The sequence below is a fragment of the Nostoc linckia z4 genome (assembly GCF_002608075.1).
GTDB lineage: Bacteria > Cyanobacteriota > Cyanobacteriia > Cyanobacteriales > Nostocaceae > Nostoc > Nostoc linckia.
This window is the reverse complement of sequence record NZ_LAHA01000064.1, coordinates 1-20218: the sequence shown is the minus strand read 5'-3', so window position 1 is coordinate 20218 and position 20218 is coordinate 1. Positions and strand designations below refer to the sequence as shown.

General features: G+C 41.7%; 13 protein-coding genes. 10 read left to right on the top strand and 3 right to left on the bottom strand.

The annotated features are described in order from the left end of the window. Positions 1-73 precede the first annotated feature (73 nt). Positions 74-643 carry a photosystem I assembly protein Ycf4 gene (locus VF06_RS32225; protein WP_099070150.1) on the bottom strand — a complete coding sequence of 190 codons (570 nt, stop codon included), beginning with the start codon at positions 641-643 and terminating at the stop codon, positions 74-76. Positions 644-1209: 566 nt separating this feature from the next. On the opposite strand from VF06_RS32225, the gene psbD reads away from it, so the two are divergent. From psbD to VF06_RS32210, 3 genes are all read left to right on the top strand, one after another. After that, positions 1210-2268, top strand: a complete 1059-nt coding sequence (gene psbD / locus VF06_RS32220; RefSeq protein WP_099070151.1) for a photosystem II D2 protein (photosystem q(a) protein) — start codon at positions 1210-1212, stop codon at positions 2266-2268. Beyond that, entirely contained in the window at positions 2252-3643 is a 1392-nt protein-coding gene (gene psbC, locus VF06_RS32215) for a photosystem II reaction center protein CP43 (RefSeq protein ID WP_099070152.1), read from the top strand. The genes psbD and psbC overlap by 17 nt, the downstream gene beginning before the upstream one ends. 111 nt (positions 3644-3754) lie before the next feature. After that, complete coding sequence (locus VF06_RS32210) at positions 3755-3940, top strand: PCP reductase family protein (RefSeq protein ID WP_099070153.1); 186 nt, start codon at positions 3755-3757, stop codon at positions 3938-3940. An 86-nt stretch (positions 3941-4026) separates the two neighbouring features. Here VF06_RS32210 and VF06_RS32205 read toward each other — a convergent pair whose 3' ends face one another. Together VF06_RS32205 and VF06_RS32200 are read right to left on the bottom strand one after the other, a co-directional pair. Beyond that, positions 4027-4863, bottom strand: coding sequence for an SWIM zinc finger family protein (locus VF06_RS32205; RefSeq protein WP_099070154.1), 837 nt, complete (start codon positions 4861-4863; stop codon positions 4027-4029). 186 nt (positions 4864-5049) lie between these two features. Next, on the bottom strand, positions 5050-9741 hold the full coding sequence (locus tag VF06_RS32200; RefSeq protein WP_099070155.1) for a sll1366 family intein-prone helicase: 4692 nt from the start codon (positions 9739-9741) through the stop codon (positions 5050-5052). A gap of 155 nt (positions 9742-9896) precedes the next feature. On the opposite strand from VF06_RS32200, the gene VF06_RS32195 reads away from it, so the two are divergent. The 7 genes from VF06_RS32195 (at position 9897) to VF06_RS32165 (ending at position 20159) form a co-directional block, all read left to right on the top strand. Further along, positions 9897-10460, top strand: coding sequence for a GNAT family N-acetyltransferase (locus VF06_RS32195; RefSeq protein ID WP_099070156.1), 564 nt, complete (start codon positions 9897-9899; stop codon positions 10458-10460). 215 nt (positions 10461-10675) lie between these two features. Further along, positions 10676-12832, top strand: coding sequence for a polyribonucleotide nucleotidyltransferase (locus VF06_RS32190; protein ID WP_099070157.1), 2157 nt, complete (start codon positions 10676-10678; stop codon positions 12830-12832). A gap of 950 nt (positions 12833-13782) precedes the next feature. Continuing rightward, complete coding sequence (egtD, locus tag VF06_RS32185) at positions 13783-14757, top strand: L-histidine N(alpha)-methyltransferase (RefSeq protein ID WP_099070158.1); 975 nt, start codon at positions 13783-13785, stop codon at positions 14755-14757. 323 nt (positions 14758-15080) lie between these two features. Continuing rightward, a complete protein-coding gene (locus tag VF06_RS32180) occupies positions 15081-16211 on the top strand; it encodes a mechanosensitive ion channel family protein (RefSeq protein WP_257207540.1) in 1131 nt (376 codons plus the stop codon). A 76-nt stretch (positions 16212-16287) separates the two neighbouring features. After that, positions 16288-17622 (top strand): 5-histidylcysteine sulfoxide synthase, encoded by a 1335-nt coding sequence (ovoA, locus tag VF06_RS32175; RefSeq protein WP_099070160.1) that lies wholly within the window; start codon positions 16288-16290, stop codon positions 17620-17622. Between the two features lie 137 nt (positions 17623-17759). Beyond that, entirely contained in the window at positions 17760-19307 is a 1548-nt protein-coding gene (locus VF06_RS32170) for a radical SAM protein (protein ID WP_099070161.1), read from the top strand. 357 nt (positions 19308-19664) lie between these two features. Then, positions 19665-20159 carry a DUF427 domain-containing protein gene (locus VF06_RS32165; protein WP_099070162.1) on the top strand — a complete coding sequence of 165 codons (495 nt, stop codon included), beginning with the start codon at positions 19665-19667 and terminating at the stop codon, positions 20157-20159. The last annotated feature ends 59 nt before the right edge of the window (positions 20160-20218 follow it).

The window sequence follows — 20218 nt, the reverse complement described above, 5'->3', positions numbered from 1 at the left end:
CGCCTTTTCCCCTTACCCCTCTTCCTATGCCCCATTCGCCATGCCCCATGCCCCATGCCCTATGCCCAATCCCTCAAAGCCCTTCTAAGGATACTTCCAAAAAACGGGCTAGCTTTGCGCCTTCTGTTTCTAACTCTGTTAAAGATAACGGTTGTCCGACTCTTGTTAAGGGTATATCTCGCCGTCCCTTAACGCGGAGATAAAGGGCGCGAAGGGGATTAATGCCTTCTTTGACAGCTATCCGCACAGACTGTACCTCTTCTATGCGACCATCAATTTCAATGCGGCGGTTTTTGCCAGGAAATCCCCAACGAAATATTTTGAATGTGCTGGTTTCCCGATCGAATTCGTTGTAACCGCCTCCCACATCCCATAAAATCACTAACCATAGGTACGTGGCTAGTAGTAAGCCAGCAGAGCCATATAATCCCATTACCAATCCTTGAGGTACGAATACCAGTTGAGTTGGATCGGTAACTATGAGTAAATTAATTTTTAGATAACTGGATATGCCAGCCAGTAGAAAGCCTGTTGCTCCCAAGGTAACGATAGTTGCCCACCAGTAGTTACTAAACCGACGAGAACCGAGAACGTTTTGATGCAGCAGGCGATCGCCCTTGTTAATCGTTGTTGATGCCGTCATTGAACTACCTTGGCTTGTGAGATACTCTCTTTAAAAGTCTGCCATTGAATCGGGATATCTTGCAACTGGATTAGGGCATGGGGCATGGGGCATAGGGAGATGGGGAGATGGGGAGAGAAGAGGACAAGGGGAATAATTCTTAACTTTTAACTCTTAACTCCTCACTCAACACTCAGCACTCCCAATTCCCAACCCCAATTGTTTAGATTTCTGAGAAAAGTTGTGTCAAATTGTAAAAATTCTGATATTCATATATAAATATACGTTCGTGTTAAATACCCGATCCGCTTGCGTGTGTCTGGCCAAAAACGAACTAATATGATAAGTTAAGAATCATTAAGTTACCACAAGCTAAGTTACTAGCCAGTGGTACGTGTAATGGCATAGGTCTGAGAAATGCTGACTTCACTAGACAGCAAGCTCTCAGAAATTCAGTAGCTTTTTAGGCTGTTGAAATTGTCAAAAAAACGTTAATTCCTCACAGCAGTCGCTAAGAAAGCAAAGCTTTAAGGTGGCGCTGGTTCAAAAACGTTGCAATTTTAGTAAAAGAAGAGGATTTTAGTCCGATGACCATCGCAGTTGGACGCGCCCCAAGTACAAGAGGGTGGTTTGACGTAGTAGATGACTGGCTCAAGCGCGATCGCTTTGTATTCGTAGGTTGGTCAGGGTTACTACTGTTCCCCTGTGCGTACCTAGCACTAGGCGGTTGGCTAACAGGCACAACCTTCGTCACCTCTTGGTACACCCACGGTTTAGCCTCGTCGTACTTGGAAGGCTGTAACTTCTTGACAGTGGCAGTATCCACCCCAGCAGACAGCTTAGGACATTCGCTATTGCTGTTGTGGGGCCCAGAAGCCCAAGGCGACCTTACCCGTTGGTTCCAATTGGGTGGGTTGTGGCCATTYGTAGCGTTGCACGGAGCTTTTGGTTTGATTGGCTTCATGTTGCGCCAATTTGAAATTGCTCGGCTAGTAGGAATTCGTCCCTACAACGCCTTAGCATTTTCAGCTCCCATCGCGGTATTCGTCAGTGTATTTTTGATGTACCCCTTGGGACAATCATCTTGGTTCTTTGCTCCCAGCTTTGGTGTAGCCGGAATTTTCCGTTTCATTTTGTTCGTGCAAGGTTTCCATAACTTCACCCTCAACCCATTCCACATGATGGGTGTAGCAGGGGTGTTGGGAGGTGCGCTGTTGTGTGCGATTCACGGAGCCACTGTAGAAAACACCTTGTTTGAAGACGGCGAAGGAGCAAACACCTTCCGAGCATTCAATCCYACCCAATCAGAAGAAACCTATTCAATGGTGACCGCAAACCGTTTCTGGTCACAGATATTCGGTATTGCTTTCTCTAACAAACGCTGGCTGCACTTCTTTATGTTGTTTGTGCCAGTMACAGGTTTGTGGATGGCAGCGGTTGGTATTGTTGGTTTGGCACTCAACCTGCGGGCTTACGATTTCGTTTCCCAAGAGTTACGGGCAGCGGAAGACCCAGAGTTTGAAACTTTCTATACCAAAAACATTTTGCTCAACGAGGGTATCCGCGCTTGGATGGCTCCTCAAGATCAGATCCACGAACAATTTGTATTCCCTGAGGAGGTATTACCACGTGGTAACGCTCTCTAATAGACCAAATATTTTAGGCGGCGCTGGACGCGACCAAGAATCTACCGGGTTTGCCTGGTGGTCTGGTAACGCTCGTTTAATCAATCTTTCTGGCAAACTACTGGGCGCTCACGTTGCTCACGCTGGTTTGATTGTATTCTGGGCTGGAGCAATGACTTTGTTTGAAGTCGCTCACTTCATTCCTGAAAAGCCCATGTATGAGCAGGGGTTGATCCTGCTGCCTCACCTTGCCACTTTGGGCTGGGGTGTTGGTGCTGGCGGTGAAGTTATTGATACCTTCCCCTACTTTGTTGTTGGTGTACTCCACCTAATTTCCTCCGCAGTTCTTGGCTTTGGCGGTATCTATCACGCCGTTCGTGGCCCAGAAACCTTAGAAGAATACTCTTCATTCTTTGGTTACGACTGGAAAGACAAGAACAAGATGACCAACATCATCGGATTCCACCTGATTATTTTGGGAACCGGTGCCCTGTTGTTGGTGCTGAAAGCAATGTTCTTTGGTGGTATCTATGATACCTGGGCACCAGGTGGTGGTGATGTTCGGATCATTACTAACCCAACACTCAATCCAGCAGTTATCTTTGGTTATCTGATTAAGTCTCCTTTCGGTGGCGAAGGCTGGATTGTCAGCGTAGATAACTTGGAAGATGTTATCGGCGGTCATATTTGGATTGCCTTTATCTGTATTGCTGGCGGTATTTACCACATTCTCACCAAGCCTTTTGGTTGGGCGCGTCGTGCCTTCATCTGGTCTGGTGAAGCATACCTATCCTACAGCTTGGGTGCCCTCTCTTTGATGGGCTTCATTGCCTCCATCATGGTTTGGTACAACAACACTGTTTACCCCAGCGAATTCTTTGGCCCTACCGGCCCTGAAGCTTCTCAAGCTCAAGCTCTTACTTTCTTGATTCGCGACCAACGCTTAGGTGCTAACGTTGGTTCTGCCCAAGGCCCCACAGGTTTGGGTAAATACTTGATGCGCTCTCCTACTGGTGAAATCATCTTCGGTGGTGAAACCATGCGCTTCTGGGATTTCCGTGGCCCTTGGTTAGAGCCTCTACGCGGCCCCAACGGTCTTGACCTAGAAAAAATCAAGAACGATATTCAGCCTTGGCAAGCTCGTCGTGCTGCTGAATACATGACCCATGCTCCTCTGGGTTCTCTGAACTCTGTAGGTGGTGTGGCTACCGAAATCAACTCCTTCAACTACGTGTCTCCTCGCGCTTGGTTGGCATGTTCTCACTTCGTATTAGGATTCTTCTTCCTAATCGGCCACTTATGGCACGCTGGTCGCGCTCGTGCAGCTGCTGGTGGTTTTGAAAAAGGTATTGACCGTGAAAATGAACCAGTAATGTCGATGGATTACCTCGACTAGGTTACAAAGTTTCTTTCATCACTGACAATCAATTAGTTTACAGACTCTTGCTTCAAAGCAAGAGTTTTTTTTATAGAAAATAGTAGAAGTCAGAATTATCTAACAGGACTTATGAGTGAATCAGATTTTATCGATACCTTACGCTGGACAGCGGAAGCTAAGGAAAAGCTGCAAAATATTCCCTTTTTTGTTCGTCCTCAAGCGAAAGCTCGAATTGAAGCGTTGGCTCGTCAAGCTCAGCAAGAGGTTGTGACTGGTGATTTGGTAGAACAGGCTAGGCTTGAATTTGGACAATAAACAATAAAAGATTTTTCGATTTTGGATTTTGGGTTTTAGATTGACTTCATAAATTTATAACTTCAAATCCAAAATTTAAACTTGAGTCAACTTCCTCCTACATTCATTGCTGCTAAAACAGCTTTCTGGCTAACATTTGTGTAAACAGTATTCAAATACTTCATGACTACATCTGTGGAAGTTAAACTGACTACATTTTCCTCTTCTTTGGCTAAAGGAATTGCTTCTAATACATCTAATATTGTCTCGCTTGCTGAAGGTACAATTACTACCAAAGATGACTCTAGTGGTTCATTGTATTGCCAGAAAGAGTCTATTTTTACTGAATATTTGTTGTCAGGAATTGATTGTTGAACATCAGGTGTTTCTGGAATTACAGCTTCTATCTTGCCACTACGTAGCTGTCGTAAATCGCTGAGAATTTGCTCTTTAGTGCGTCCGCGTAATTGAAAGAGTACAAAAGGGTCTTCACTAAAGCGATCGCCTAATTGATAGTATACTGCACCAATATGCTTACAGGGATTTGCTTTATCAGGGCAAGAACATTTACTGCGGACATCGCCAAGGGTAAAAGGAAATAACGAAAGACCATTAGCTGTGAAAACTTCTGCTATGTTTTGCGGCATTTCCCCCGCCAATAATTTGGCAGCGAAAATTGCTTTTTGGGACATAGTTTCAATGACATAACCCCATTGTTCGTCGCTAAAAGGTTCAAGGTAAAGGGAAACTTTATAAGGTTCCACTTCACTACCTTGTACCCTGGCTAATACTTTTGCCCCTTGAAACTCAATACTTAAAACATTTCCTTGACGTGCATAGTTTCTAGCACGTTCCAAACGCTTTTTAAAACGATAAGAATCTAGTAAATCTAGCCATTGCTGCGACCACCATTCTCGACTAGCTTGCAGAGTATAATTAGTCATTGTTATACCATTTCGGATTTTAGATTTTGCGAAAAGTTAGAGCGTCGGCTTCCGCCGTAGACCTGAAGGGGCTTGCCGCAGGCATCTAAACTTTTCAAGACGGATTTTGGATTGGGAATTGCGTTTTGTTTCTCGCTTGTGGGAATCCAATTGCAGATTAATTAAAAAAGTGCAATGATTACAAATTTATTCTGCATCTTCGTCAATTACTGCATTGCGGTCAAGAATTAGTAAGTCCCGAAGTTGGTCTGTATCTAGTTCGGTCAACCATTCTTCACCTGCACCGACAACTTGTTCGGCTAGTTGTTTTTTGCTTTCAATCATGTCGTGAATTTTTTCTTCTAGAGTGCCAGTACAAACAAATTTATGTACTTGTACATTGCGGGTTTGACCAATGCGAAATACTCGGTCTGTAGCTTGATTTTCTACGGCTGGATTCCACCATCTATCAAAATGAAACACGTGATTTGCTCGTGTTAAATTCAATCCTACGCCACCTGCTTTGAGAGACAAAATCATAATCGGTGGCCCTTGGGGATCGTGTTGGAAACGGTCTATCATTTCCTCGCGTTGTTTTTTATTCGTACTACCATACAAAAATAATATTTCTCGTCCCAACTGTTTTTCTAAATGGGGTTTGAGCAATTTACCCCACTCAGCAAATTGAGTAAAAATTAAAGCGCGTTCTCCACCAGCAGCACCATAGGCATCCCCTTCTGCTAAAAGTTCTTCCAACATTTCTTCTAGGCGCAACAGTTTCGCTGAATGATGTTTTTCTAATGTGGTTTGTTTCAAATATTGCGCTGGGTGATTGCAGATTTGTTTAAGTTTGATCAGTAAAGCCAAAATCATCCCCCGACGTTGCAATCCTTCGGCAGATTCAATTTCTGCTAAAGATGCTTCTACTACTTGTTGATAAAGTGCGGCTTGGTCGGCAGTTAAACCACAAAATACTGTCATTTCTTGCTTCTCTGGCAAGTCTTGAATAATTTCGCGATCGCTTTTTAATCGTCGCAGGATGAATGGTTGAACTAACGAACGTAATTGACTCAAAGAAGCGGTATCTCCATACTTTTCAATTGGCATGGCAAACCGTCGCTGGAAAAATTGCTTATTACCTAAATATCCTGGATTGAGAAAATCCAAAATCGACCACAATTCTTGCAGTCTATTTTCCACTGGTGTCCCTGTCATCGCAATCCGAAAATTTGCTGCTAATTGCCGCACTGCCTTTGATTGCTTGGCCTCGGAATTTTTCACATTTTGGGCTTCATCTAAAACAATTATCTGCCAAGGGACGCTTTCTAATAATTTAATATCACGATGAATCAGTGAATAACTAGTGATGACTAAATCATGTTTTTTGGCTACTTCTAAAAACGTCTTTCCTTTAGGACGTTTATCACCGTGATATTGCAAAATTTTTATACTTGGAGCAAATTTCTTGACTTCTCTTTCCCAGTTGCCTAAAACTGAGGTTGGACAAACCAATAGAGTTGGATTTTCTAGGGCATCTCGTTCTTTGAGATGAAGAAGAAAAGCGATAAATTGGATAGTATTATGGCAGATAATATTGTTAGCTACAAAATTGTGATGTTCGCTAACTTCAAAGTCATAAACCCATCCATTATAATCTATCTCCTCTATAGATTTAATTCGGCAATAAAATACTTCTTGTTCGAGTAGATTTTGTAAAGACTGGCTAGTTAAACTTAACTGTTTTATGTCCAGTTGAGCATAAGCTGTTAGGGTTTTATTTGTCCATTTTGAAGGTTTTAGTAGTTGATACTCCTGTTGAGCTTCTCCATTAATAATGCGGTTTATGCCAGTAATGACTCGCTGTAAACTATCTTGGGAAAATTGCTGTGAGCCATTAATATAAACAGTGTTATACATTCCCAAATGCCGCAACGGTAACTTTGTTGTTGTAACTGTTTGAGCAACAATATCTCCAGCAGGAATTACTTCAATATTAGTGTTACTTAGAGCTTGACAAATTTGTTTTAATTTGTGCTGTTTTTGGGAATTACTAAAACCAATAGCTTGGAAAAACCTGCGTACAGAATTTCCACCAATTACACCAATATAATAGGTGCGTAAAGTCCGAGTTCCATTCGTAGCACACTTCTTTTTAGCCGATATTCGTAACCAAATGCCAAAACGCCGCAATAGTGCAGAAAGTTGCTGAATTAGTAAAGGTGAAGCTGTGGCAATCTCAATGCTCCGTATACTAAAAATAACGGCAGACTCAGCATCAAAATAGTTTTGTAAAAATATCCGCACGCTATCCAAGTCTGCCTGCATAATGAAGGGCGGAATAGATTTTTCTGCGGATAATTTACCCCAAACATAACCTTTAGTTTCTAAGAATCGGCGATAGGCTTGGCTGCTAACTCTAAGAAAAGGAACTCGATTAGGAAAACTAGAGATATTAGGGCTGTTAATTTTCAGGTTATAGCGTTTTCCTATCCACTGAAAAGTCTGGAGTAGATTTTCCAACGGCAGAGTATCTTTTTGCGATATTGTCAATTGTCCGGCATCGGGTATTTCATGCCCTTCGGCAATCTGCCAAGCAAGAAACTTCACTAAGTCTGGGTCTTGTGGTTGTCCATTCCAAAGCGTTTTACCTGGTACACAGACGTAATCACCTACTTGTAAATTATTTGTCCAACCTTTATTTGTCAGCAGCTTATGACGATGAGTGATGCTAACACTGCTACCGTCTTCTAGAGTGACTTTTCGTAATTTCTCACAGACTTGCTGGCGATACAACTTTCTGACATTAGCCTGGACAATTTTGCCAGTTTTCTCATTTATCGAATTAACTACTAACTGTTCAGTGGGATTAGCCCAAAATCCTTCGCCGTCAAACTCTGTTTCTCCAGCATGAGTTGTCCAAATTGTCTCGGCTGTGCGTAACAGTCCATTGACATCAATTAATGTATCAGGTGCTACGCATTTACCCAATCCCATATCGTCCGCCAGACATGCGCCCAAGCCCCAACGTTCCAAGAAGGATAGCCAACCTGCACCGCGTTGTTGATAAGGTCGCAACTGTCCTTGAAAGCTGGCTGGTGTGGACAGAGGTTCAATGGCTTGATTATTGGTTAGCGCCCCTATCAATTCTTGCAATGCCCCAGAGGCTTCAAAGCTAACCACTGGTAACTTTTCAATTACCTGGGTATCCCCTGTACTCAGACGCAGAGCATCTTCCAAAGACAGCGCCATTTGGTCTTTGCGGGAAGCGAAAAAGGCTTGGGCTGTCTTGATGTCTTGGGGTCGCAATTCCACCCACTCGCCATTAATTTCTACCAAGGGGCTATTTAAAGCCACAAGTTTATCAAACTCGGCTTTGGAAATATTCTGTCCGCCAATTGCCAATTGCCATTGGAAGTTCAATAGACTCTGCAACCCTAAACGTCCCTGCTTTGTTTTTGGAGTTTCGGCGGTAATCTTCAAACCTAAACGATTCGCCCATCCTTCACGGTTGGTCAAACTCGGAGGTAAAATCACCCCCAAACCGCTATCTTCAAACCTCCAAGCCACAGACTTGATAAACTCGTATGCTTGGATGGGGTTGAGACGGCAAGATTGGGGATATTCTGTTTCTAAATTCGCTGCAAGAACTGGATACAATCTCGAAGCTAACCCCAAACCCCGCAAAAATGTTTCTTGGGGTTGGTCAATTGTGCGATTTTCATATACCAATCGTTCAACTGGATTGTGCCAAATTGTTGCTGCATTCACCAAAAATTCTGGATTGTCAGCTGCTTGCAGAAAATACGCCAATGTCCAATCTTTTTCTCCAAATTCCGGAGAACGCAGTTGAAAACAAGTGCGAAAAAGTGTCTTCAGAGTTAATTGATATTGTAGCGGCATAGTCCAAGCCTTAAGTGCCGCCTCTAGTCGTTCCACTTCAATTGGATCTGCATTAACTTTACCAGATGCATCAGTTAAAGCTGGTAACCACTCTCGCACCGCAGCTGGTAAAGAAGCCATCGTCTTGCTTTCCATCTGCGACTGGAAACCAAGCATTTCTCGGATTTGGGCATCTATCGTACTGTTGAGAAATCCCAGCAACAATTCTTGAGGTTCTGTGGGGAAGTTTACATATATTGGGCATAGGTCATTCTCCGCGTCCCCCCCATCTCCCCATCTCCCCAATCCCTCCTGATATGTGCGACAAACCAAGGGCATGTTTGCAGAAAATTTTTCTAGGCGAGTGCCATCTACAGCACTGTCTAAGAGTACTTGCCACTTAGCAAGTGTAGAACCATCGAATTGGCGTTTAATAGTTGGTAAAAACTTACACCGAGAAATTAAATCAAGACTCCAACGGGCAACCTGCGACCAAAAGCGTAAATCTCCGCCCAATAAGGCATCTTCCCCTTTAGTTGCATTTAGAGGTACAGCAGCCAGAAATTTTACTGCTTGGGCGGGATTAAGACAAAAACCTTCTACTCGCCAGGGTTGTAAGTATTGTGGTGAATCTGTTTCTAGCCCGAAACTAGCAGAATGGACTGGGAAAATTGCTGGTTTTTCTCGATCGCTCTTTTCTGATATATCTGATATATAAGTTGGTAGGGCAATTATCTCCAAGTGAGTCGGCAAAGTCATCTCGCTGGTAGTAGCTGCTTTGCGCGTCCGCCCAGTGGTGGCCACAGCAACTTGGGGTTGCTGGATAAAGTTGGCAATTGGCATATTTTGGGAACCCAACCACTCGCTTAACTCAAGCAAAGTCATCGCCAATGGATGTAATGGTATTTCTAGAGGATCGTTTGACGCCAAATTTACTCGTGGCGATCGCCAAGTTTCTCCCCAAATAAATAAACAACCATTTTGATTTTTTAGTAACCAATTACCGTGTAAAATTGCCATTTTTAATTACTCAAATTCTTGTCAAATTCAATAATTTCAATTTTTAAGATTTCACTTTCTACATTTTAGCTAGGTTTATTGATTATTTAATATATTGTATTATTTTACAACTATTATATAGTGGTAATTTCTGGCTAAATTGAGACGTTATAATAATGGATTTCCCAATTGTTAAAAATCTAAAATCTGGAATAAAATACGAAGTAGATTATATGCATCCTCAAGAAGAGGAAGCAGTAAGAGCATTATTAAATAGTGTAATTGTTGAAGGTAAAACTTATCCTCAAAAGCAATCTCTATCTCAAGCAGAATTTTCAAGTTACTGGTTAAGCAAGGATGCCTTTGTTGTTAGGGCATCAGCTGTAGATAGTACACAAAAACCAAAAGATATATTAGGAGCATTTTATTTAAAGCCAAACTTTCCCGGTCGGTGTAGCCATATTTGCAATGCTGGTTTTATTGTACAAGCTAGATTGCGGGGTCAGGGTATAGGGCGGTTCATGGGAGAGTCAATGCTCAAGATTGCAGCAAGCCTGGGCTACGAAGCAGTAATGTTCAATTTGGTCTTTGAAACTAATATAGCTTCAATTAGACTTTGGCAGTCGTTAGGATTTGAGATTATTGGGCGAATTCCCGGTGCTGCCAAGCTAGAAAATCAGCAAGTGGTAGACGCACTGATGTTGTATCGTAGTTTAGGTTTGTTGACGGTTGACGGTTGACGGTCATCAGTCAACAGTCAACAGTCAAGTGGTAGACGCACTGATGTTGTATCGTAGTTTAGATTTGTTGACGGTTGACGGTTAACAGTCATCTGTCATCTGTCATCTGTCAACAGTCATCAGTTAACTTTGTACACACCAGAAGTCAGCCCTAGTGCATAAATGTTAGGATTGCCACAGAAAGAGAATAGCGAAAGAGAAGGAAAAAAAACTGAATGGCTGAAGTTGATAAGTCAATATCCTTCGATGGACGGGATATTCGACTGAAAGTAGGCCTACTAGCTCCCCAGGCTGGTGGGTCGGTTTTGATAGAATCAGGGGATACAGCTGTTTTAGTGACGGCTACGCGATCGCAAGCCAGAGAAGGCATTGATTTTCTTCCCCTGACAGTAGATTACGAAGAAAGACTGTATGCTGCTGGTAGAATTCCCGGTGGAATTATGCGACGGGAAGGTCGCCCACCAGAAAAAACTATTCTGACCAGTCGTTTAATAGACCGTCCTCTGCGTCCTTTGTTTCCTTCCTGGTTACGGGATGACTTGCAAATTGTGGCCCTAACACTGTCGATGGACGAGTTAGTTCCACCCGATGTGTTAGCAGTTACAGGTGCTTCAATTGCCACTTTGATTGCTCAGATTCCTTTTAACGGCCCAATGGCAGCGGTGCGGGTTGGCTTAGTGGGTGATGATTTTATCATTAATCCTACTTATGCAGAAATTGAAGCTGGAGATTTGGATCTGATAGTAGCAGGTTCGCCCCACGGCGTGATTATGGTTGAGGCGGGAGCCAATCAATTGCCAGAACGAGATATTATCGAAGCAATTGACTTTGGTTATGAAGCGGTGCGGGACTTAATCAAAGCCCAGCAAGATTTAGTTGCAGAACTTGGTTTACAACTAGTCCAAGAAGCACCACCAGAAGTAGACGCGACGCTGGAAAACTATATCCGCGATCGCGCCAATGACGAAATTAAAAAAATCCTGTCGCAATTTGATTTGGGTAAAACCGAACGTGATGCCGCTTTAGATGTCGTCAAGGAAAAAATTGAAACTGCGATCGCCGAACTGCCAGAAGAAGACCCAATTCGAGTGGCTGCAACTACAAACTCCAAGGCACTTGGTAACACATTTAAAGACATTACCAAATACTTCATGCGGCGGCAAATCATCGAAGATAACGTCCGCGTTGATGGTCGTAAACTCGATGAAGTCCGTCCGGTTTCTTGTCAAGTAGACTTGTTACCAAAGCGAGTCCACGGTAGTGGTTTATTTAATCGGGGTTTAACCCAGGTCTTATCTGCCTGCACTCTGGGTACACCGGGAGATGCCCAAAGTCTCAGTGACGATTTGCAAACCGACCAATCCAAACGTTACATCCACCATTACAACTTCCCCCCCTTCTCAGTGGGAGAAACCAAACCCTTACGTGCGCCTGGAAGAAGAGAAATCGGTCACGGAGCCTTAGCAGAGCGATCGCTGTTGCCTGTGCTACCATCAAAAGAACAATTTCCTTATGTCATCCGCGTTGTATCGGAAGTACTTTCTTCCAACGGTTCCACCTCGATGGGTTCTGTGTGCGGTTCCACCCTCGCTTTGATGGATGCTGGCGTACCACTTCTCAAACCCGTTAGTGGTGCAGCAATGGGTTTGATCAAGGAAGGAGATGAAGTGCGTGTCTTGACTGACATTCAAGGCATTGAAGACTTTTTGGGCGACATGGACTTTAAAGTTGCTGGGACGGATACTGGCATTACCGCCTTGCAAATGGACATGAAAATCTCCGGTCTGTCTTTAGACGTTATTGCCCAAGCCGTCCACCAAGCCAAATCAGCCCGATTGCACATTTTGGAAAAAATGCTCGCTTGCATTAGCGAACCGCGCACCGAAACTTCTCCTTATGCCCCACGTCTGCTAACAATCAAAATTGATTCAGACATGATTGGTCTGGTCATAGGCCCTGGAGGCAAGACAATTAAGGGAATCACAGAGGAGACTGGTGCAAAAATTGACATCGAAGACGATGGCACCGTGACAATTTCCGCTGTGGATGAAAGCAAAGCGAAGAAAGCACGTAGTATTATTCAAGGCATGACCCGCAAACTCCACGAAGGGGATGTCTATGTAGGGCGCGTAACTCGGATTATACCAATAGGTGCATTTGTTGAATTCCTGCCAGGAAAAGAGGGCATGATTCACATTTCTCAACTAGCTGATTACCGCGTTGGCAAAGTTGAGGATGAAGTCGCAGTGGGCGATGAAGTGATTATCAAAGTGCGCGAAATTGATAATAAAGGTCGGATTAATCTCACACGCTTGGGTATCCACCCAGATCAAGCAGCAGCAGCAAGGGAAGCTGCGGCGCTAAATCGTTAAATCGATTTGGGATTTTAGATTCGAGCAATCTAAAATCCGCGATGCCTACTGTAGAGGCATCGCCGTATGCTTCTCTCAATTAATTACACAGAATTGATTGCAGACACTAAGTAGCTAAGCATAAATAAATTAAAACTTTGTATTCCAAGCAAATAGGGAACTGTTAACGGGCAACAGTTAATACCATTTCATATCGTGTTTGATTAAAGACTTATCATTTACGCCGCAGGGAAGCAGAGGGAAAGAGACTTTTGGGGTTTTAGTAAAAGATGGGTTAAAAATAAGCGATTAACCAAACACGATCTCAGGGAATTTGTCCAAAAAATTTTTGTATTTTAATACTACTTATAATTCAAAAGCAAAGAAGCAGTTTTGGTTTGGGCATCGCCACTTGACGTACAATTTTTTTGATGAATGGAACTGTAACCGAAACAGCACGAATAAACGTAACTTCTGAAAATTATCATTTGTAATTTACTATCTTTCATAAATTTAGTTTGGAAAAAGACTAAGTTTGAATAATATAGTTTTGTTTATTCTTACCCATTTACTATTTTTTTTTAATTTATCTGGATAAATAAAAATTGTTGTTGTGTCTGGCTTTCTGAATGGGTGAATTTTGCAGAAAGTTTAGTAGCTAGCTTTTGGAATCTGTGTTGGCCAAGTAGTATCCGCCACAGACGCCTTCAGAGCGGCTTTTCTCAGCTTTCCATAACCTCTTGTATTTAAAACTAACACTTGCGAAGGATGAATTTATTCTCTAATGTACAGCGATGAAAGAGGATTATTAGTTAATGGCTAAATTATTCAAATGAGAGAAATACCACAGTATTCCGATTGATTTTTAGTAGATAAAATAAATTATTAATTTATTTCAAAATCATGCTTGCTATTCAATTTTAAATCTGTAATATTGAAGAATTAAATCAAGAAATCAACACATTCAGATAATGCTAACAAAATCTCTAAAAATTTTGAATGACCATTATCAAGCTCTGTCTAACGAGGGACTAGATGTCATTCAAGGATTAACTCAAACCCCGAAAAGCATACCCCCCAAATATTTTTACGACGATCGCGGTTCAGAATTATTTGAACAAATATGTGAATTACCAGAATATTACCCAACACGAACAGAAGCATGGATTTTGCAGCAATATGCCAATGAAATCGCTCAAATAACAGGTGCTTGTGAACTTGTAGAATTAGGCAGTGGTAGTTCTACAAAAACTCTATTTTTATTAGATGCTTACCAAAAACTTGCCGATTACTGTAGATATATACCCATTGATGTTAGTCGGGGAATTCTTCAGTCTAGCGTCCTAAATTTAAAACAAAAATATCCAGCTTTTTTTATTGAAGGATTAATAGGAACCTACGAACAAGCCTTAGCAAAACTCAAGTCAACTTTTGTCGCATCACGGATGATTTTTTTCTTGGGTAGTTCTCTAGGTAATTTTAATCCCCAAGAATGCGATCGTTTTTTAAGACAAATTTCTCAAACTTTACAACCAGGGGATTACTTTCTGTTGGGGATTGATTTACAAAAACCCAAGGAAATTTTAGAGCCAGCTTATAACGATAGTCAGGGAGTAACGGCTGCTTTTAATTTGAATATGCTGTCTCATTTAAATTGGCGTTTTCAAGGCAATTTTGACATCAATTTGTTCGCTCATGAAGCTATTTATAATCAAGTTGATAGCCAAATTGAGATGTATCTCCATTGCCAAAAGAGTCATCAGGTATCTCTAAAAGCACTAGATTTAGAAGTCTCGTTTACAAATGGAGAAAGTATTCTTACAGAAATTTCGCGCAAATTTGATTTAGCAAATATGCAAAAACAATTGGAGAGACACGGACTCAAAACCTTGAAAACTTGGACAGATCCCAAGGAGTGGTTTGGATTAATTCTTTGTCAAGCTTAAATTTTGGATTTTCAAAGTTTAATTTCAACACAGACTTCGGAAACTGGCTCCCCTGAAAAAGCAGTCGTATAATATGCAGTTAAAAACCCATAATTAGGACTGACGCTTTGAAACGAGGATACGGAGAGGTTTTGATTATGGGTAAATTAGCCAGACATGATATCAGAACTGAAAATTGGTAAATACTCTACCAATAAAGCTAAAGGTGACGACTTGGTGGTTCCTACTGTAGACGCCAGAAGGACAGCTTCTCGGCAGTCTTGACTCGAACTTCTGTGTTGAATTGTTCTTTATTAAATACTCAACCAGCTTTTAGTTAATCTATGGGTCAATCTATGGAAGCAGTTTTGAACGCGCTGAAAAATATTAATTATTCTGGCATACCCGTCAGTAAGATTGTAGCTGTGATTGTTGTATTAACGCTGACACAGGTATTGAGAAGGTTATTTATTGCTGTCGTCATTAAAAGTATTGAGCGTTTTACTAGCAAAACTAAAAGTACACTTGATGATGAATTAGTTGTAGTTCTCAAACCTTCCTTAGGCTGGCTAATTTTTATTGGCGGAATCTGGTTATCAAAAATTATCTTGGCAGATAACTTGGAACCTCAGTTAAATGAAGCAATAGGCAAGACCCTTAACTTCAGTGTAGTGTTTATTATTGCCTATGTTGTATACCGGGGTTCTTCCATCTTTGGGCAGATAATTGCTAATTTTCTCCTACATACGGAGACTGAGCTTGATGAGTTACTCCGACCCTTAATGCCGAAGATTTTTCAATCAGCAGCAATTATTGTTCTCACAATTAAACTCAGTGAAATATTTTTAGGACAATCAGCAGCGGCGTTGGTTGGGTTATTAGGTGGTGCTGGTATCACTTTAGGTTTGCTCCTTAAAGATATTGTTTATGACTGGTTTTGTACATTGATTATCTACTCAGATAAAATTTATCGAGAAGGCGACTGGGTGGGAGTATCAGGAGTAGATGGCTTTGTGCAGATATTAAATATTGGATTTAGAACCACAACCCTACATGTAGTTAAGTGGGGTTCTATTATGAAAATGCCCAATTCTAGAATGATCACTGGAATTGTGGAAAATTGGTCGCAAAATCCTGGCAAAGAATTAAAGTGGGGGATTAATTTAATTCTGAAAATTGATGGAATTTCAGCCAAGCAAACAGCTAGAATTTGTGCTGCAATTCAGGAAATGCCAAAATCTATTTCCGGTTTTTCTCCATCATGTACAGTGCGTTTTAAACAAATTCAAGAAAATGCCCGTGTCATTGAGATTATGGCATTTGTAAATGATGAGAATCTCTACTTTGACGCTGAGAAAAACTTAAATCTAGCAATATTAGAATTACTGGAACAAGAAGGAATTGACTTCCTCTATGTGAGATTAGAAACGAATCCAGAAAAGTTAAAAAATAATTTACAAGGCACGAATAATTGAAAAAATTTTTAATAGGATAGAGCAAGCGGGTTTATCCGTAGATTCCCAAGTAGCAAATCTAAAATTTTGTAAGCGCATGAATAGTCTGCAATCTGCTAAACCTTTAAAACTTGATAGTTGTAATTCTCAAGACATTCTCGATTACTTTGAGAATGGTTGGCAATTAGAAGATACTCTCATGCAAAGTCTGGTTGGGGAAGATACATTTTATATCAATCCCGACCCTTTGAGAAATCCTCTGATTTTTTATTTGGGACATTCGGCTGTTTTCTATATCAATAAATTAATTCGTGTAGGGCTATTAGAAAAACGCCTGAATCCCGAATATGAAATTTTGTTTGAAATTGGAGTCGATCCAGAAAAACCAGAGGAATTGAATGCAGCGATCGCTCATTTGAATTGGCCGTCAGTCGCCCAAACTTGGGAGTATCGAAACCAAGCATATTCTATCATTTCCCAAGTAATTAAAACAACCCCAATTACTTTACCAATTCATCCAAATCATCGCCTTTGGGCGTTAATGATGGCAATTGAACACCAGCGGATTCACATTGAAACTTCTTCGATGTTAATTCGCCAGCTAGCAATTGAAAAAGTGAAACGTCCTGCAAACTGGAAATACGCTCCTTTTAATGGTTACACTCCTGAAAATGAAACAATCGAAGTTCCTGGAGGGGTAGTAAAAATTGGCAAAGCCTTTGACGATGACACTTATGGATGGGATATTGATTATGGCGATCGCACTGTTGAAGTTGAATCATTTTTCGCCAGTAAATATCTGATTACCAACGCCGAATTTCTTTATTTTATCAAGGCTGGCGGTTACGAAAACCCAGAATATTGGGATAAAGAATCTTGGGATTGGAAAACTCAAAATAACATTAAACATCCGAAATTTTGGTTACCTGAAAAAGGCAATTACAAATATCGAGCCATGTTTGATGTCATGGAATTACCTTTAGATTGGCCAGTGGAGGTCAATCACTATGAAGCAATGGCTTATTGTCGTTGGCAAGGTGAGAATACTCGCTTAATGAGCGAAGCAGAATATCATTTAGCAACTTATGGCAATAATTTACCAGAAGATACAGACAATTACAATCTCAATTTAAAATTTGGTTCGCCTAGTCCCGTTGGCATGTTAGAAAAAGGCAAAAGTCATGGATTATACGATTTGCGAGGCAATGTTTGGGAATGGTTGAGCGATAATTTAAATCCGCTTCCAGGATATAAACCTCATTATCTCTATGAAGATAATTCCGCTATCTTCTTTGACACCAAACATTATATGATGTTAGGAGGATGTTGGATAACTAACGGTACAGAAGCTTTAAAATATTATCGCAATTGGTTTCGCCCCAATTTTTATCAACACGCAGGTTTTAGGACTGTTAAAAATATCAAAAATTAACAGCAACATGATGTTTTACACAAATAATTTGTGCAGAATATTCATGGTTCAGGCATCGCAGTTTTTACATCTTCCATTTCCCCTTGTAATGCTCAAACTCAATGTTTAACAATGTCAAATCTTAACAGGAGATACTTATGACATTAGTAGCAAAAAAAGTTTCGACAATTGGACTTGTAGAAGTGCCTGCTTTGGGATTATATGACCCAGAGGGAAACAATTGGACTGCCTTATACAGACGCAACACTTTACTCAGCAAGCAGGTTTTAATATCCGATCTGCAAGCGGGCGGTTTTGATGCTCAATTGGTCAACCTCAAAGCTGGCGATTGTCGAGAACCCTTTGGAGAAATCACATGGAAAGGCATGAATCTCACCAAAGCTTATGTTGGGCAGAGGATTTCTGATATTGACCCTGAAGCTTATGATGCTTGGGGGGTAACAGTAAACTACACCCAAGAACGGCAAGTAACTTGTATGACCATCGCTCATCTTGCCAGTAAAGGTAAACCAGTGGTGGTTGGTGGTTCCGATGCTATTGCTGAACCCCGCCATTACCTCGACGCAGGTGCAACAGCCATAGTCATAGATAAATCTGGTGCAGCCAATTGGCCGATTTTTGATTACGTACTCGGCAAAACTCCACGAGAAAAGCTCACCGGCGTTATCTTGGCTGATGGTAGTTATCATCCAACCCGCACTAAAGCTATGAGTCCAGATGAGTGGGCATTACCATCAGTGGAAGTAGCCAAGCAATGTTTAGGTACAGAATATTCAGAAGAACCTTTTATACAAGAACTCGTACCTATAGGCTCTGTATATCCTGACATTGGATGCGATCGCAAATGTGATTTTTGCCAGACTCCAACTTACACATCAGGCTATCGGCGGATGTCACCCCAAACTACCCTCAATTGGATTGCTCGTCAGAAGGAAGCAGGGGCAAGTTGTACAGTCATGGGTTCCGATCAATTTCTCGGTCGGGTTTTGTTTCCAGGCGGGCGAGAAGAGGTTTTGGAAATTACCAAAGGCGCAAGAGAGATGGGAATGCCGCTTTTGTGGCCTAATGGTTTGGAACTGAGGAAAGCAACCTTGGGAAGGGGACGCAACTACGACCATACAGACCTCACACCCGACGAAGAACTCATAGAAGCACTTTGGGGATGGGATGGCAAAGTTGGCGGCTTTTTGGGTTATATTCCCGCCGAACGTCCGGTTTTTGGTACACAATCCTATAGCAAGCTGCTTCCTTGGCAACAACATTGTGAGATGATGCGAGCGATCGTCAGAGTAGGTCTTCCCGTGATTGTCTATGGTCTAATCATTGGCTTTCCCGATGACACCCACGAAAGTTTACTCCGCCTCGAAGAAGCAGTCTCAGAACTGCATCGACAACTAAGAGAAATTAATCCCGATTTGGAATTTCAAGTCGCCTCCTATGCCATTTCTCCCATACCAGGAACGCCCCAAGGGGAAAACATCCGCAAATCAGGACTATTGCGCTTTGACGATCCCTCCATTGTTGGCGGGTTATGGACACCGAGTTGTGACACCCACCACCTCAGCTACGAAGATATTTCTGATTGGCAGTTTCGTTTAACTAGAATTGGTAAAGCTGAGTCTAAATTGATTAACTATCATGGAGGACTTACAAAGATGTCTGCTGATAGTAAATCCAGTAATTAGAATTAACAGGGAACGGGGAACAGGGAACAGGGAACGGGGAACAGGGAACAGGGAACAGGGACTATCTATGATGGGAGATTTAAGCTACCGTCAAGACTTACCACCTATAGGTGGGGGACTTAAGCCCATCGAAACCGACTTCCCTGTTGCCCGTTGCCCGTTAAGAGTCTCCACGACTAGTGGTCTATCGCATTAATTTTGTAGGGAAAAAATGTTCGTAGTAAGAACTTTAGTCCTTGATTTTTAAGCACTAAAGTGCTTACTACGAACCTTTCAGAACTAATGCGATGAACCATTAGTTCTCAGAATCAAACCGGATTCCTATATCATTTTGATTAAAAATAGTAAAAACCAATGATGAAACCAACTCCTATTCCTCCACAACCCGGTCAAGAATCAGTTTGGGATTATCCGCGTCCGGCTGTTTTAGAAGACACTAATAAACATTTGCGGGTAATTTGTAATGGGATTGTTTTGGCGGAAACTAACAAAGGTAAAAGAGTTTTAGAAACCAGCCATCCTCCTACCTATTACTTTCCCCCCGAAGACATTAAACTAGAACATTTAATTGAAACACCGAAAAAAGGCTTGTGTGAATGGAAAGGTCGCTATGAATATTATGATGTCAAAGTTGGCGATAAGTATTTAAAATATGCTGCTTGGCGATATTTTGACCCCACCCCTGATTTTGTTTCCATTGCAAAATACTATGGTTTTATTGCCAATTTAATGGATGCTTGCTATGTCAATGATGAGCTTGTAACGCCTCAACCAGGTGATTTTTACGGGGGATGGATTACTGCTGATATTGTCGGCCCATTTAAAGGTAGTCCCGGAACAATGTGGTGGTAATCGCAATACAAGCTTTAAAAATAACGTGAGTTCGACGGATAGAAAAGGGGGAAAGGGGA